Origin of the sequence: Burkholderia sp. AU16482, from assembly GCF_002223285.1 — a bacterium.
GTDB lineage: Bacteria > Pseudomonadota > Gammaproteobacteria > Burkholderiales > Burkholderiaceae > Burkholderia > Burkholderia semiarida.
The window spans coordinates 36,885-52,431 of sequence record NZ_NKEY01000006.1; the positions used below are offsets into that span (position 1 = coordinate 36,885).

General features: G+C 67.0%; 16 protein-coding genes. 11 read left to right on the forward strand and 5 right to left on the reverse strand.

Going from position 1 to position 15,547, the window contains the following annotated elements:
- Positions 1–16 precede the first annotated feature (16 nt).
- Positions 17–1,426, reverse strand: a complete 1,410-nt coding sequence (locus CFB35_RS17525; protein WP_059579727.1) for a heavy metal sensor histidine kinase — start codon at positions 1,424–1,426, stop codon at positions 17–19.
- Complete coding sequence (locus tag CFB35_RS17530) at positions 1,423–2,094, reverse strand: heavy metal response regulator transcription factor (RefSeq protein ID WP_059579730.1); 672 nt, start codon at positions 2,092–2,094, stop codon at positions 1,423–1,425. The genes CFB35_RS17525 and CFB35_RS17530 overlap by 4 nt, the downstream gene beginning before the upstream one ends.
- Before the next feature lie 228 nt (positions 2,095–2,322).
- On the opposite strand from CFB35_RS17530, the gene CFB35_RS17535 reads away from it, so the two are divergent.
- From CFB35_RS17535 to copC, 6 genes are all read left to right on the forward strand, one after another.
- The gene (locus CFB35_RS17535; protein WP_089465325.1) at positions 2,323–2,679 is read left to right on the forward strand and encodes a hypothetical protein; all 357 of its coding nucleotides are present in this window, start codon (positions 2,323–2,325) and stop codon (positions 2,677–2,679) included.
- Between the two features lie 90 nt (positions 2,680–2,769).
- On the forward strand, positions 2,770–3,051 hold the full coding sequence (locus CFB35_RS17540) for a hypothetical protein (RefSeq protein ID WP_059579842.1): 282 nt from the start codon (positions 2,770–2,772) through the stop codon (positions 3,049–3,051).
- Positions 3,048–4,544 (forward strand): TolC family protein, encoded by a 1,497-nt coding sequence (locus CFB35_RS17545; protein ID WP_060011784.1) that lies wholly within the window; start codon positions 3,048–3,050, stop codon positions 4,542–4,544. Before CFB35_RS17540 ends, CFB35_RS17545 begins: the two co-directional genes overlap by 4 nt.
- Before the next feature lies 1 nt (position 4,545).
- Positions 4,546–5,841, forward strand: a complete 1,296-nt coding sequence (locus CFB35_RS17550) for a multicopper oxidase family protein (protein ID WP_060011786.1) — start codon at positions 4,546–4,548, stop codon at positions 5,839–5,841.
- A 66-nt stretch (positions 5,842–5,907) separates the two neighbouring features.
- Complete coding sequence (locus CFB35_RS17555) at positions 5,908–6,255, forward strand: copper-binding protein (protein WP_060011799.1); 348 nt, start codon at positions 5,908–5,910, stop codon at positions 6,253–6,255.
- 14 nt (positions 6,256–6,269) lie between these two features.
- Entirely contained in the window at positions 6,270–6,650 is a 381-nt protein-coding gene (copC, locus tag CFB35_RS17560) for a copper homeostasis periplasmic binding protein CopC (RefSeq protein ID WP_059579847.1), read from the forward strand.
- A gap of 13 nt (positions 6,651–6,663) precedes the next feature.
- On the opposite strand, the gene CFB35_RS17565 is transcribed toward copC, so the two are convergent.
- A complete protein-coding gene (locus CFB35_RS17565; RefSeq protein ID WP_081075378.1) occupies positions 6,664–7,089 on the reverse strand; it encodes a hypothetical protein in 426 nt (141 codons plus the stop codon).
- 89 nt (positions 7,090–7,178) lie between these two features.
- Here CFB35_RS17565 and CFB35_RS17570 point away from each other — a divergent pair, with 89 nt between their 5' ends.
- The 5 genes from CFB35_RS17570 to CFB35_RS17600 all read left to right on the forward strand — a co-directional run bounded on the left by CFB35_RS17570 (position 7,179) and on the right by CFB35_RS17600 (position 13,490).
- On the forward strand, positions 7,179–8,120 hold the full coding sequence (locus tag CFB35_RS17570; protein WP_060011788.1) for a CopD family protein: 942 nt from the start codon (positions 7,179–7,181) through the stop codon (positions 8,118–8,120).
- A 227-nt stretch (positions 8,121–8,347) separates the two neighbouring features.
- Positions 8,348–10,162, forward strand: coding sequence for an ExeM/NucH family extracellular endonuclease (locus CFB35_RS17575; protein WP_060011790.1), 1,815 nt, complete (start codon positions 8,348–8,350; stop codon positions 10,160–10,162).
- Positions 10,163–10,864: 702 nt separating this feature from the next.
- Positions 10,865–12,712, forward strand: coding sequence for a peptidase S10 (locus tag CFB35_RS17590; RefSeq protein ID WP_089465326.1), 1,848 nt, complete (start codon positions 10,865–10,867; stop codon positions 12,710–12,712).
- 43 nt (positions 12,713–12,755) lie between these two features.
- The gene (locus CFB35_RS17595; RefSeq protein ID WP_059579750.1) at positions 12,756–13,187 is read left to right on the forward strand and encodes a hypothetical protein; all 432 of its coding nucleotides are present in this window, start codon (positions 12,756–12,758) and stop codon (positions 13,185–13,187) included.
- A gap of 135 nt (positions 13,188–13,322) precedes the next feature.
- Positions 13,323–13,490 carry a hypothetical protein gene (locus tag CFB35_RS17600; RefSeq protein WP_226094112.1) on the forward strand — a complete coding sequence of 56 codons (168 nt, stop codon included), beginning with the start codon at positions 13,323–13,325 and terminating at the stop codon, positions 13,488–13,490.
- 97 nt (positions 13,491–13,587) lie between these two features.
- Here the strand turns inward: CFB35_RS17600 and CFB35_RS17605 are convergent, their stop codons facing one another.
- Together CFB35_RS17605 and CFB35_RS17610 are read right to left on the reverse strand one after the other, a co-directional pair.
- Entirely contained in the window at positions 13,588–15,066 is a 1,479-nt protein-coding gene (locus CFB35_RS17605; RefSeq protein ID WP_089465327.1) for an aminotransferase class V-fold PLP-dependent enzyme, read from the reverse strand.
- A gap of 155 nt (positions 15,067–15,221) precedes the next feature.
- A complete protein-coding gene (locus tag CFB35_RS17610) occupies positions 15,222–15,536 on the reverse strand; it encodes a TrfB-related DNA-binding protein (protein ID WP_059579849.1) in 315 nt (104 codons plus the stop codon).
- Between the last annotated feature and the right edge of the window lie 11 nt (positions 15,537–15,547).

A 15,547-nucleotide genomic window follows, 5' to 3' on the forward strand; every position in this document is an offset into this window, starting at 1 on the left:
CGCGGTGGCGCACGATCTAACCATCGGCGCCGTGCGGAAAGTACAGCGCGAACGTCGTGCGCCCGTCGCGGCTTGCAACCTCCACCTTGCCGCGGTGCAGTTCCATGATCGACTTCACGATCGCGAGCCCGAGCCCCGCGTTGCGCGCCGCACCGTGCCGCGACGAATCGATCCGGTAGAAGCGCTCGAAGATCCGCTCGATCTGTTCGGGCGGGATCGCCGCGCCGCGATTCGTGACTTCGACGACCGCGTAATCGCCCTGGGTCGACACCGCCAGCTCGATCGTCGACGTGGCTTGCGCGTGTTCGAGCGCATTCGACGCGAGGTTGCTCACCGCGCGCCGGAACAGCGTCGCGTCCGCGACGACCGGCGCTTCGCCGCGCACGTCGATGCGCACGCCGGCTTCGTCGGCCAGCGCCTGGAAATACGACGCGAGCCGGCGCAATTCGCCACCCGCGTCGAGTTTGGCGGCCTTCAGATGCTGCGTTGCATTGTCGGTGCGCGCGAGAAACAGCATGTTCTCGATCATCCGCTGCAGCCGTTCGCATTCCTCGATGTTTGATTCGATCAGCGTCTCGTATTCGTCCGTCGAGCGGGCGCGCGACAGCGTGATCTGCGACGAGCTGATCACGTTCGCGAGCGGCGTGCGCATGTCGTGCGCGAGATCGGACGAGAACTGCGACAGCCGCACGAACGCGCGTTCGAGCCGGTCGAGCATCCGGTTCACCGACGTGGCGAGCTCGCGCAATTCGACCGGGCCGCCGCGCGCGTCGAGGCGCGCGTTCAGGTTGTGCGCCTCGATGCGCGACGTCTGCCGGCCGAGGCTTTCGACCGGGCGCAGGCCGCGCGACGCGACCGCGTAGCCGAGCGCGCCGACGAGCAGCGCGCCGACGGCTGCCGCGAGCCAGATATCGACCCGATAGCTTTCGAGCAGCGACTGCCGATCGGCCGCGGTGCGCGCGAGCGCGACGTGGATCGTTTCGCCGGATGGCAGCGTTTCGCGTGCAACCACGCAGCGCGACGTGCCGATGCCGGGCGGCGCGCATGTGAACGGGCCGTCGGCGCCGCCAGCCGGATGTGGCGCGGCGATCACCGACGCGAGCGTATTGCCGGCTGCGTCGGAATGCTCGACGAGCGGGCGGTTCCCTGCGTCGTAGATGCCGAGATAGACGCCCGGATGCGACAGCAGCACGTCATGGAACACGGCCGGATCGGCGCGCAGCGCGGCCGTCGATCCGCTGGCGCGCGCGAGTTGCAGGAACTGGTTGAGCTTGCCGGAGATCTCGATGTCGTCGCGCCGCGTCAGCTCCGCGGACAGCGAGCGGTACAGATACGCGCCGGTCAGCGCGAACACGAGCGCCGCGACGGCGGCGAACGCGAGCGTGAGGCGCCGCAGCAGCGAATACGAAGCGGAGCGCGCGGTCACGAACGATCCTCGAGCACGTAGCCCATGCCGCGAATCGTGTGGATCAGCTTGTTCTCGTACGCGTTGTCGATCTTCGCACGCAGGCGCTTGATCGCTGCATCGACGACGTTCGTGTCGCTGTCGAAATTCATGTCCCAGATCTGCGACGTGATGAAGGTGCGCGTCAGCACCTCGCCCTCTCGTTCGGCGAGCAGTTGCAGCAGCGCGAATTCCTGCGCGGTCAGGTCGATGCGGGCATCGGCGCGCCGCACGCGGCGCTTGAGCAGGTCAATTTCGAGATCGGCGACGTGCAGGACGTCGCGCACGTTGCGCGGCGCGCGCCGCAGCAGCGAGCGGATGCGCGCCAGGAATTCGGCATACGCGAACGGCTTGAGCAGGTAATCGTCGGCGCCGAGCTCGAGCCCGGCGACCTTGTCCTCGATCGCGTCGCGCGCCGTGAGCAGCAGCACGGGCGTCTGCTTTTGCGCGCGCAGCCGCTTCAGCACCTCGAAGCCGTCCAGCTCCGGCAGCATCACGTCGAGCACGACCAGGTCGAAATCCTCGTGCAGCGCGAGGAACAGCCCGTCCTGGCCGTTTTCCGCGACGTCGACCGTATAGCTCGCCTCCATCAACCCCTTCCGGAGGTAGGACGCCATCTTCGGTTCGTCTTCGACTATCAGTATCCGCATGGTGAGGCAGGCTGTCCGTGATTCCAGCCGGTCAGTGTAACGCCAGAGCGTACGGCGTCGCGCGTGCGCGAAGGATGACCGGCGGATGACGGAATTGTCATGAAAAACCGGTCATGGTTCGGCCATCTCGTCGTCACCGCGGCGGCGCTAAGCTGCGGCCGTCTTGTCCCCGGAGCGCGCCGTCGTGCGCCGCGCCGGCCCAACGGTCGCTGTCCCGATTTCGCTTCCATGTCGTACTGGCGCACATTCGTTCTCGTCGTGTTGCTCGCGCTGAGCCTGCCGATCCAGTCGTTCGCGGCTGTGTCGATGCCATGCGCGGGCGCCGCCGTGTCGCATGGGGACAGCGCGCCGCACACGCTATCGGCCGCGCAGGACGGGCATCACGATCACGGCGACCACGCGCGGCATGCGACGTCGTGCGCCGCGTGCGTGTCCTGCTGCATCGGCGCGGCCATGTCGGGCACGCCCGCGGTGCCCGCCGCGGCGAGCGTCGGCGTCGCGATCGTCGCGCCGCCGCGCTCGGCCGGGGACGTGTCGTTCCTGACCGGCGGCATCGACCGGCCGCCTCGCCGAATGCCCGTCTAGCTCCTGCCCGCGGCGGACCCGCCGCGATCCCGCTATTTGCTCCGGCCGACGCATCGCGCCACGCCGGACGACTGACGACGAGACATGTTCATGCGATTGATCATTGCGGCGCTCTGGAGCGCGGCGGCCCTCGCGCCGTCGCTCGTGCCGGCGCAAACCCGGTTTCCCGATCCGGCCGACGCCGCCGCGTCGGTGCCGGACGTCACCGTGACGTCCGCGTTCGACGGCTACCGGCCGTATCGGGACGACGCAGGCCCGGGCTGGCAGCAACTGAACCGGGACGTGGCGGAGCGGCCCGCGAAAGGGCGCACGAGCGGCGCCGCGGCCGGCAACGGCGCCGCCCATTCGACACACGGCGGGGCCGCGCGATGACGACGCTCGCGATATCGCCGAGGATCGGCGCGGCTGCGGTCGTGCTGGCGATCCTCGCGGGCTGCACGACGTTTTCGAAGGACGGCGGCTTCGACGCCGTGTCGTCCGTCGCATCCGAGCGCATCGGCAAGGAGGCGGTGGCTGTGCGGACCGACGCCGACCGCGAAGCCGTCGACCGGCGGACGACGGAATTGCTCGCGAAACCGCTGTCGATGGACGATGCGGTGCAAATCGCGCTGCTGAACAACCGCGGCCTGCAGGCGTCGTACGCAGAACTCGGGCTGTCGGAGGCCGACCTCGTGCAGGCCGGCCGGCTGCCGAACCCGCGCTTCGCATTCAGCCGCACGCGTGCCGGCGACGGCGAGCTGACGCTCGGCCGCACGTTCTCGGCGAACGTGTTCGCGCTGCTGACGATGCCGCTCTCGACGCATATCGAACGCCGCCGCTTCGAGCAGACCAAGCTCGAAACGGCCGACGCGATGCTGAAGGTCGCGGCCGACGCGCGCCGCGCGTATGTCGAGGCCGTCGCCGCCGAGCAGGCCGCGAACTATGCGCAGCAGGTGCGCGAGGCCGCCAGCGCGGCCGCCGAACTCGCGCTGCGCATGCGGCAGGCCGGCAACTTCAGCCGGCTCGACCATGCACGCGAACAGGCGTTTCACGCCGACGCGGTCGCGCAGCAGGCGAAGGCGCGCCAGCAGGCCGTCGCCGCACGCGAGAGGCTCACGCGCGCGATGGGGCTGTGGGGCGAACGCACGCGGTACACGCTGCCCGAACGCTTGCCGGATTTGCCGAAGGCGCGCCCGGACCTGCCCGATCTCGAACGCTTCGCGATGAGCAACCGCCTCGACATCCAGGCGGCGAAATTGCAGACGCAAGGCGTCGCGTCTTCGCTTGGCCTCAGCAAGGCCACGCGCTTCGTCAACGCGGTCGAGCTCGGCTACGTGAACGACTACGAAACCGGCAAGGGCCACGAGCACGGCTACGAGATCAGCGTCGAGATTCCGCTGTTCGACTGGGGCGGCGCGAAGGTCGCGCGCGCCGAGGCGATCTACATGCAGTCCGCGAACCGGCTCGCGAAAACCGCCATCGATGCCCGCTCCGAAGTGCGCGAATCGTACGCGGCGTACGTGACGAGCTACGACGTCGCCACGCACTACCGCGATGAAGTCGTGCCGCTGCGCAAGACGATCTCCGACGAACTGCTGCTGCGCTACAACGGGATGCTCGCGAGCGTGTTCGAGCTGCTGACCGATGCGCGCGAACAGGTCGGCGCGATCAACGGCTACATCGATGCGCTGAAGGACTACTGGCTCGCCGAAACCGATCTGCAGATGGCCGTCGGCGGCCGGTTGCCGTCGTCGGATGCCGTGCCGCGCGCGACGCATTCCGCCGCATCCGCATCCGCTGCAAAACCCGACGCCGCGCCGCAGCCGGCTTCCACTCCCGCGGCGCCGTCGGCGCCCGCCACGCAACCGCATCCGGAAGGTCATTGACATGGTGTCCCGTCGACAATTTCTCAGCGGCTCGGGCGCCGCGCTGCTCGGTGCGGCGATGGTCAGCCGGGCCGGCGCCGCGTCGCTGCCCGAAGCGCCCACGATGGCGAAAGCCGGCACGCAGCCGCCGCTCGTGCCGCCCAACGGCCGCCCGTACACGCCCGTCGCGACGCTGAACGGCTGGTCGCTGCCGTGGCGGATGAAGAACGGCTGGAAGGAGTTCCACCTGACGGCCGAGCCCGTCGTGCGCGAGATGGCGCCCGGCATGAACGCGAACCTGTGGGGCTACAACGGCCAGTCGCCGGGCCCGACGATCGAGGCCGTCGAAGGCGACAAGGTCCGCGTCTTCGTGACCAACCGGCTGCCCGAGCACACGACGATCCACTGGCACGGGCTGCGGCTGCCGAACGGGATGGACGGCGTCGGCGGCCTCACGCAGCCGCATATCCCGCCGGGCAAGACGTTCGTCTACGAGTTCCGGCTCGAAGCGCACGGCACGTTCATGTATCACCCGCACGCCGACGAGATGGTACAGATGGCGATGGGGATGATGGGCATGTTCATCGTACATCCGAAGGATCGCGGCACGATGCCGGTCGACCGCGATTTCGTGTTCCTGCTCGCCGCGTACGACATCGACCCGGGCAGCTACACGCCGCGCGTAAACGAGATGACCGACTTCAACATGTGGACCTTCAACTCGCGCGTGTTCCCCGGCATCGATCCATTGCCGGTGCGCGCGGGCGACCGCGTGCGGATTCGTTTCGGCAACCTGACGATGACGAATCATCCGATCCACCTGCACGGCTACAGCTTCGAAGTCGCGGGCACCGACGGCGGCTGGATTCCGCCGGCCGCACGCTGGCCGGAAGTGACGGCCGACGTCGCGGTGGGCCAGATGCGCGCGATCGAGTTCACCGCCGATCGTCCGGGCGACTGGGCGTTCCATTGCCACAAGTCGCACCACACGATGAATGCGATGGGCCACCAGGTGCCGAACCTGATCGGCGTGCCGCAGAAGGATCTCGCGAAGCGGATCGGCAAGCTCGTGCCCGACTACATGGCGATGGGCAGCACGGGCGGCGCGATGGGCGGCATGGAAATGCCGCTGCCCGACAACACGCTGCCGATGATGACCGGCACGGGCCCGTTCGGGCCGCTGGAGATGGGCGGCATGTTCACGGTGCTCAAGGTGCGACAGGGGCTTGGGCGCAACGACTATCGCGATCCGGGCTGGTTCCGGCATCCGAAGGGCACCGTCGCGTACGAATACACCGGCGAATTGCCGGACGGCTGAAGCAGCACGCGGCGGCCGCGCCGATGCGGCCGCCGGTTTCCATTCACTCACACGGGAGTCGACATGATGAAGAAGGGACTGGTTTTGATGGCGACGGGTTGCGCGCTGGCGTTCCCGGCCGCGTCGTACGCGGCCGGCGACATGGCCGGCATGGACATGGGCGCGAGCGCGAAGCAGGGCGCCGCCGCGGCGGCGCGCATGTCGCACGGCGAGATCCGCAAGGTCGACACGGCGGCCGGCAAGCTGACGATAAAGCACGGCCCGCTGGAGAACCTCCGGATGGACGCGATGACGATGGTGTTCAAGGTGAAGGACCCGGCGATGCTGTCGCAGGTGAAGGCGGGCGATACGGTCGACTTCGTCGCCGAGGACGTGAACGGCGCGCTGACCGTCGTCGAACTGAAGAAGCCGTGATGCGGAGCGCGAACATGAAGATCTCGATGCTCAACCGGCTGGCCGGCTTCACCGCGGCCGCCGCCCTTTTCGCGGTCGCACCGGGTGCGGCGTCGGCGCACGGCAAGCTGGAAAGCGCCGTACCGGCGGCCGGCGGCACGGTCGACACCGCGCCCGACACGGTGCGGCTCACGTTCAACGAAGATCTCGAACCGGCATTCAGCTCGGTGAAGGTGTCCGACGCGAACGGCAACGCCGCCACGCAGGACAAGGCGAAGGTCGATGCGTCGAACCCGCGCGTGATGACCGTCGCGATACCGAAGCTCGCGGCGGGCGCGTACAGGGTGCAGTGGGCGGCGATGACGGCCGACGCGCATCGTACGAAGGGTAGCTACACATTCCGGGTGAAGGATTGACGTCCTCCTCTCCCTAAAGGGAGAGGATTCCCACACCTGGCGATGCACGTCCGCATCGAAGAATGTTCAACGCAGCGTTGGTATCTCGATCATGCTCGACACCACAGTCACTGTAGGCCCACTCTCTTATTCTCAGTCCCGCGATACCTTTCGGCCGCGTCGTGCTGCCGCGATAGCGCAGGTAGGGCCGACGGTGCTGGCTGCGCGACTTCGCATATTGCTCGCACGTCGCGTTGATCGTGCCGGAGTGGATGCCGAGCGCCTTGCTGCTGCCAGTGGTGAGCATGTTCAGGTCAAAGCCCGTCGGCCACTTCTTGCTCCACTTGAGCGCGTGCTTCTGCGTGTCGTTGCAGAAGTTCCAGACGTAGTTCACCGCACGGCTCTGCTGGTTGAGCAGTCCGTTGAGCGACTTCACGCGGTAGCGGTAGACAAGGATCATGTCGGTGATCCCAACCCGTGGAAGAAGCTGTCCGTCAACGGCGATCCTTTCCTTCCCGTCCTGAAGGACGGGGTTTCTCGGAGCAACTGATGAACGACGGTATCGTCGGCCTGCTGCGGCTCGTGGGGGTGGCGATCCAGAACGCCGGGTTTGCGGTCGTCGTCGGTGCGCTGCTGGCGCGCCACTGGCTCGCGCGCGGCGCGTCCGCGTGGCAGCACGGCGTCGGGCGGCGGCTCGTCGCGACGCTGCGCATCGCGTCCGTCGTATCGCTGCTCGCGAGCGTCACCGCGTTCTGGGCGCATTGCGCGCTGATGAGCGAGGTGTCGTTGCTCGAAGCGGGGCCGGCCGTCCGCGCGATGCTCGCGGGTACGGGGTTCGGTCATGCGTGGCTGGTCGGGGCGGTGTTCATGCTCGTCGTCGTGGTGCTGTCGTTTATCCGGCGCGCGAACGATACGCGCTTGCCGTTCGCGATGTGGGCCGCGCTCGCCTGCGTCGCGCTCGCACGCAGCAACGGCGGGCATCCGGTGGACGCAGGCCTGTTCAGCGTACCGGTGTGGATCGACTGGCTGCATCTGCTGGCGATCAGCGCATGGGTCGGGCTCGTGCTCGTGACGGCATTCGGCGTGATGCCGGGGCTTGCCGCGATGCCCGCGAGCGAACGCACGACCGGCGCATCGTTCGTGCAGTCGCTGTCCGATACGTCGACCTACACGTTGATCGTGCTGTTCGTGACCGGCGCGTACAACGGCTGGCGAGGCGTCGATACGCCCGCCAATCTGCTCGCGTCGACGTACGGGCAGATCCTGCTGTTGAAGCTCGCGCTCGTGCTGATCGCGGCGGCGCTCGGCGGACATAACCGCTTCTTCGGGATGCCGAATCTGTTGGCCGCACTGAAGGATCCGGCAGCCCCGATGCCGGCCAGTTCGTTGAAACGGTTCGGCGCCGTGTTGCGGATCGAGGCGGTGGTGCTCGGCGGCGTGCTGATGGTTGCGGCCGTGCTCGTGGCGAGCGCGCTGCCGGGCACGGTGTAGTGCGACGGCGCGACGCTGCGCTGTCGTGGCAGCGAAGGCGTGCGGGGCAATCGTCATGGGCGCGGCGAACTTTCGTCAGACGAACCCCCGCTTTTTCCGGGGTAAACGCGCGGTCGGTGGCGATCTCAGCGCGATAGCGATAATTACATATACCTGTCTCTCGATTACCAAAAACTGTCATTGAGCGCCGCTAAGCTTTCGCCACCCTCACAACCGGGATTCCCGCCATGCGCTCGACAATCCGCCTGTTTGCCCCGCTATTGCTGCTCCCGACGCTCGCCGCGCCGGTATTCGGCGCCACCGCCGCGCCCGTCAGCCCGAACTGCGGCGGCAGCACGACGCCGATCGCCGATATCCAGGGGCCGGGCGCGCCGTCGCCGCTCGCCGGTCAGAACGCGTCGATCGAGGCCGTCGTCACCGCCGATTTCGGCGGCACGGACGGCTTTGGCGGCTTCTTCGTCCAGCAGGCCGACGCGCAGCGCCGCAACCAGCCGGGCGTGTCCGAAGGCCTGTTCGTCTATGCGCCGAAGGTGCGTGCGAAGGCCGGCGATCTCGTGCACGTGACGGGCAAGGTCGAGGAGAAATACGGGCAGACGCAGCTCACGCTGTCGGGCGCGATCGCGGTGTGCGCGAACGGCCAGACTGTGACGCCCGCGACGCTCACGCTGCCGGTCGACGGCCCGAACGCGTTCGCCGCATACGAAGGGATGCGCGTGCGCCTGCCGCAGACGCTGAGCGTCACCGACAACTACGAGCTTGGCCGCTACGGCAGCGTGATGCTCAGCAACGGCCGCCTGCGTACGCCGACGAGCGTCGTGCCGCCCGCGCAGGCGCAGACGCAGATCGACGCGAATGCGCGCAACCGTCTGATCCTCGACGACGGCTCGAACAAGCAGAACCCCGCGACCGTACCGTATCCGGCGCCGGGCCTGTCGGCCGCGAACACGCTGCGCGCGGGCTACACCGTGCGCGACGTCGAGGGCGTGCTCGAAGTGCGTTACGGCGCATGGCGCGTGCAGCCGCTGCCGGGCGCGGCCGTGCCGGCGTTCGACAAGCGCGAGAACCCGCGCACCAACGCGCCCGCGCGCGACCCGAAATCGAACCTGCGCGTCGCGTCGTTCAACGTGCTCAACTACTTCAACGGCAACGGTCTCGGCGGCGGCTTCGACGATCCAAACAACCGCGGCGCGAAGACGTTCCAGGAATTCCAGCGCCAGGAAGCGAAGATCGTCAGCGCGCTGAAGGCCATCGACGCCGACGTGATCGGCCTGATGGAAATCCAGAACAACGGCTACGGCGAATTGAGCGCGGTGCGCCAGCTCGCGGCGAAGCTCGGCAATCAGTGGCGCGTGGTCGATCCGGGCACGTCGCGGCTCGGCGGCGATGCGATCGCGGTCGCGGTGATCTACGACAGCCGCAAGGTCGAACCGGTCGGTCGCGCGGCGACGCTCGCGATCGACGACAAGAACCGCCAGCCGCTCGCGCAGTCGTTCCGGCTGGTCGGCGGCAACAAGCAGGCGCTGACGGTGGCCGTGAACCACCTGAAGTCGAAGAACTGCCCGGACGCCGCGAACGACGATCTCGACCAGGGCGATGGGCAGGGCTGCTGGAACCCGACGCGCACGCGCGCGGCGGCGAAGGTGGCCGACTGGTTGGCCGGCAACCCGACGGGCGTCAAGAGCCAGGGCGTGCTGCTGATCGGCGACTTCAACAGCTACACGTACGAAGACCCGATCCGCACGCTCGAATCGCGCGGCTACCGCAACCTCGTCGCGCGCTGGATCGGCGCCAACGCGTACAGCTACGTGTACAACGGCGAAGCCGGCTATCTCGACCACGCGCTCGCGACGCTGCCGCTCGCGTCGCACGTGAAGGCCGTGCACGAATGGCACATCAACGCGGACGAGCCGCTCGCGCTGCAATACACGCTCGCGTACAAGTCGGCCGAGCAGCAGAAGACGTTCTACGCGGCCGATGCGTATCGTTCGTCGGATCACGATCCGGTGCTGATCGATATCGCGCTGCCGGGCGGCGGGAAGTAATCGTGGTTTGAGTCTTGCGACGACGGGCGCGATGTGCGGCAATGCCGCGCGTCGCGCCCGTCCCGGAAAGCCGTTCGAATACCGGGTAAATAATGCCGCGAATAATTAGTCGAGCCGGTATTTTATGGATGACGCAGTGCACATCGGCACTTCGATTGAAACGCGATTGAAGTGGAAAGAATCATCGAATGGCGTGTGCATGATGCTGCATCGTCTTAATCGATTGGCGATAATAAAATTGAAAGAATGATCCTGTCGATATGAAGGCTTTCGATACGTTGCGCCAATACGGGAAGCGGCTTCTGCGCCGTGCTGAAAAAGTAAAATAGTCGGCGCGACCTAGCTGATAAAGCCTACCTTGCACGAATAATTCCGTTTTCTTTCAAATCCCAGACACTATCTGCCCTTCGCATCATCGCGGGATTTTTAATATCCGAATGATCTTTGACAACGCGGCGCAGCACCGCCTATTTTTGTCATGTCGTAAATTTCGGTAATACAAAAGTTGGCCAAACTGCAGGGGGCGCGTCCGGGCATCATTCTCGCCAGCAGTTTGCTGTGTCTGTATCAAGTTCAGTCTCTGAGAAGTCCCATTCCCAACCGCCGACTGCCGACCTTGCAACGCGAGTCGCGGGGTAGGCCTGCGCGTGTCGCGGGCGTTGGCGGCCTTTGTGATGCGGTATCCGAAGCCGAAGGAAAGAGATGAAACCAGACAAGAGCAATACCGGCAGCCGCCGTGTCCGTCGCGGCCGGGTGGCCGGGCTAGGCGCATTGACCGCCATGACGCTGGCGCTCGCGGCATGCGGCGGCGACGATTCGTCGTCCGTCGGCGCGTCGAGCCTCGCGCAGGCCACCGCGAGCCAGCAGGCCAGCGCGCAGGCGGCCGGCACCCAGGCGTCGGCGGCCAACCAGCCGTACGTCGACCCGGTCGCGTACTCGATGAACGCGACCGACGGCCTCGCGCCGTCGCAGGTGTCCGAGAAAGCGGCCGTCATGCATTACCAGTGGAAAGGCGGCGGCAAGACGATCGACTACACGACGACCACCGGCCACCTGACCGCGCAGGATGCGAACGGCAATCCGGAAGCGTCGATGTCGTATGTCGCGTACACGGCGCCCAGCACCAACGGCAAGCCGCGCCCGGTCACGTTCGTCTACAACGGCGGGCCCGGCTCGTCGTCGATCTGGCTGCGGCTCGGCTCGTTCGCGCCAACCCGCGTGGCCACGCCCGATCCGCTGTTCGGCACCAACTGGCCGAACTATCCGCTCGTCGACAATGCGGACAGCCTGATCGACACCACCGACCTCGTGTTCATCGACCCGCCCGGCACCGGGCTGTCGGAAGCCGTGTTGCCGAACACCAACCAGAAGTACTGGGGCTCGGACGTGGACGTGAACATCATGCGCGACTTCATCCAGCGCTACCTGAACGTCAACGGCCGCGGCACGTCGCCGATCTACCTGTACGGCGAATCGTACGGCACGCCGCGTACCGACATGCTCGCGCTCGCGCTCGAATCGGCCGGCGTGCACTTGACGGGCATCGTGCTGCAGTCGTCGATCCTCAACTACTTCGCGGACGCGGTGGAAGCGGTGGCGATCACGCAGTCGACCGAAGGGCTGCTGCTCGATACCGATACGGTGGCCGGCTACCTGCCCGGCTACGCGGCGGTCGCGGCGTACTTCAACCAGGTGTCGCCGGCGCCGGTGAACCAGGATCTGTACGCACTGCAGACGGAACTGTTCACGACGCTGATCTACAGCCAGTTGCAGAAGTATTCGCAGTCATGGGTGTTGAGCCAGCTCGGCATTCCGGATGCGCTCGGCACGCCGGTGTTCCCGAGCGATGCGACGCTCAGGCTGTGGTCGATTCCGTCGAGCCTCACGCAGCGGGCGCTGCGCGACTACTTCAACGCGAATCCGTTCGGCACGAGCCTGGTGCCCGGCGCGACGATCGGCCGGTACGACGGGCGCGTGTCGCTGCCGAATTCGGACCCGCGGCTGCAGACCGACGGCGATCCGTCCGACATCCTGATCTCGCAGCCGTTCACTAACGCGCTCGCGACGCAGATGCCGGACTATCTCGGCTATACGGCCCCGAACGCGACGTACCTGCCGCTGAACGACGACATCATCGGCGTCTGGGATTTCTCGCACGACGGCCAGCCGATGCCCGACACGATCCCCGATCTGCTCGGTGCGCTGCAGCTCAACCCGAAGCTGCGCGTGCTCGCGGAGAACGGCTACCACGATCTCGCGACGCCGTTCTTCAACACCGAGAAGCAACTCGCGCGGCTGCAGACGGTGAAGGGCCTGAATCCGAAGCTGCAGGTGAACTTCTTCCAGGGCGGCCACATGATCTATCTGGACGACGTTGCCCGTCCGCAGATGAAGCGGGACTTGCAGACGTTCTACAAGGGCGCGCGGATTCCGACGGCGCTGACGCTGCATACGCTGCCGCCGCCGTGGCCGGACGAAAACCCGCCGGGCGTACCGACCGGCAGCGCGCCGGGCGCGACAGCGGCGACGACGCTGGCGGCCGCCCCCTGAGCGACGGACTCCTTGTCAAAGGAACCCTCTATTCATCCATTGAATGCGAGCGATCATGTCCCTAATCCAATTGATGCGGCGTATGTCCCCGTTGATCGTGCTCGGTGCCGTGATGAGCAGTGCCTACGCGTTGCCGCCGCAGGCGGTGGCGCCGGTGAAGCTGCCGCACGGCGGGCGCGGCGTCGACGGCCCGTTCTTCCCGGCCACGCGGGCGGCGCCGGTGCTGCCGTCGACCGGTGCGGCCCTGCAGCAGCAGGCGCAGCAGCGCGTCGACGCGCGGCTCGGCGGCAATACCGTGCTGAGCAACGGCGCGGCCGTGACGAAGGCGCAGGCGCAGAGCAGCGGGCTCGGCTTCGTGTCGCAGCACTTCGACGAGATCGATGCGAAGCACACCGGCCGCGTGACGATGAGCGATGTACGGCAGTTCATCCGGCAGCGACAGGTGCAGGCGCAGCAGGAACAGCAAGACGAGTGACGTAGCAACGCAGGGCGGCGGCCGGCGCGGCTTTCCCTCGCGCGGGCCGCGGATCATCGCGCAGGTCGTCGCGCATTTTCGGCGGCGTGCCTACGTGACGGGCCGGCGCCAGTCGATCGCAACATCCTTGTCTACATGTTCGAGGCGCCGCACGCGCGTGCGCTGTTCGCCGCGAGCCGGGCCGACGAGGCGCCGCGGATGATCGCGCTGTTTCACACGAGCCACGATCTCTATGCGAAGAATGACGATCCCGCGCTGAAGCTGGCGATCCATACGCCGGTAAACGGCGATGACGAGGCGTGATGCGGATGTGAAGGGCGCCCGCCGACGGCCACGCAGCGAAGCATCGGCTTCGTGCGTGAACGCGGGTCGTCACGCGTCATGGCGGGACAGCGGCGACTCAGGCCGTGCGCCGAGCGGACAGCCGATTCCACAGCAGGCCGGAGCGGCTGCCGCTGCGGCAATACGCGAGCACGGGCTTCGGCAGCGTGTCGACCAGTGCGCCGAACGCGTCGACTTCCGCTTCGCCGATGCGGTCGCGCTCGACCGGCAGGTAACGCGCATCCATGCCCAGTTCGCGCGCCGCGGCGGCGATCTCCTCGAACGCCGGTTGATCCGCGCCTTCGCCGTCGGGCCGGTTGCAGATCACCGCGCGAAAGCCGGCATTACGGATCGCCTTCAGGTCGGCCGGCGTGATCTGCCGCGACGCGGTGAAGCCGGTCGCCGCCGCCGCCCGGCATTGCTCGATCGCCCGCGTGAAACAGGCGATCGCGAAGTCGACGTCCTCTTCCGTCGTGAAACGGCCGAAACTGATGCGTACGGTACGCCCGGCCGTTTCGGCATCGAGGCCGATCGCGGTCAGCACATGCGACGGTGCGCCGCTGGTCGAATTGCATGCGGAGGTGGACGACACGGCAAGCGCTTCACCGAGCATGAACGGGAAGAAGCCCGGCGCATGCACCGTCAGGCTCAGCGTGTGCGGGATACGACGGGCGGCGGCCGCGTTCTGCGTGACGTCGCCGAGCGCGAACAGCGCGCCGGTGAGCCGCGCGCCGAGCGCCGCGATCCGCGCGGCCTCGCCGTCGAGCTTTTCAGCGGCGAGTTCGCAGGCTACCCCCATGCCGACGATCTGATGCGTGGCGAGCGTGCCCGAGCGCAGCCCGCGCTCGTGGCCGCCGCCATGAATCTGCGGCGCGATGCGGCTCGCGATCTCGCGACGGACGAACAGCGCGCCGATGCCCTTGGGGCCATACACCTTGTGGGCGGACATCGACATCATGTCGATGCCGAGCGCGCGCACGTCGATCGGCGTCTTGCCGAGCGCCTGCGCGGCGTCCACGTGAAGCAGCGCGCCGGCGGCGTGGACGACGCGGGCGATCGCGCCGATGTCGGTCAGCGTGCCGATCTCGTTGTTCACGAGCATCAGCGACACGAGGCCCGTGTCGGGGCCGATCACGGCCGCCACTGCGTCGGCGGTGATTTCGCCGTTGGCGTCGGGCGCCAGGAAGGTGACCTGCGCGCCGTGCTTCGACAGGTTCGCCATCGTGTCGAGAATGGCCTTGTGCTCGAGGCGGCTCGTGATCAGGTGGCGCTTGCCGGTCGCGTTTTCCGCATACCCCTTCAGCGCGAGGTTGTTCGATTCGGTGGCGCCCGAGGTCCAGACGATCTCGTCGGCATCCGCGCCGATCAGCGCGGCGACCTGCGCACGGGCATGCTCGACCTTGTCTTTCGCCCGTCGGCCGGCCGCGTGCGAGCTGGACGCGGGATTGCCGAAGATGCCGTCGAAGCCGAGGCAGGCCGTCATCGCTTCGATCACACGGGGGTCGGCAGGGGTCGTGGCTGCGTAGTCGAGGTAGTGCAGCGGGGGGATGTCGCTCATGTCCGTTTCTTGCTCATTGCGTGGTGACGGAATGATACGGGGGACAGAAGGGAAAAAGGATCCAAAGTTGGCTGACGATTCGATCTAACGTGGAATAACGTTTTATTTATTTGCGGAATTGGGGAATTTGTTTTTATATGAGCACGCCGGCCCGATCACGTCGCCGTATCGGGGCCGGATTGGGTCGACAACCGGTGTGCATCCCGCACCCACGCCAGCAGCGCGTGCTCGTACTTCGACGGGATCGTGACCGTGAGCGTCGTGAGGCGGGTGGCGCTGCTGGGCAATTCCAGATAGCGCCGCCAGGTTTTTCGCACCAGTTGCGACATCGCGGAGTCCGTCATGCCGAGTTCGGCGGCCAGCGCCCGTTGGGATCTGCCTTTCACGAAAATCTCGTGCAAGGCCCACTGGTTCAGCGGCTTGGTCCGCGTATCCTGAAGCCGCAACAGCCGGAACTGTTCGGCAGTCATGCGTCGGGTCG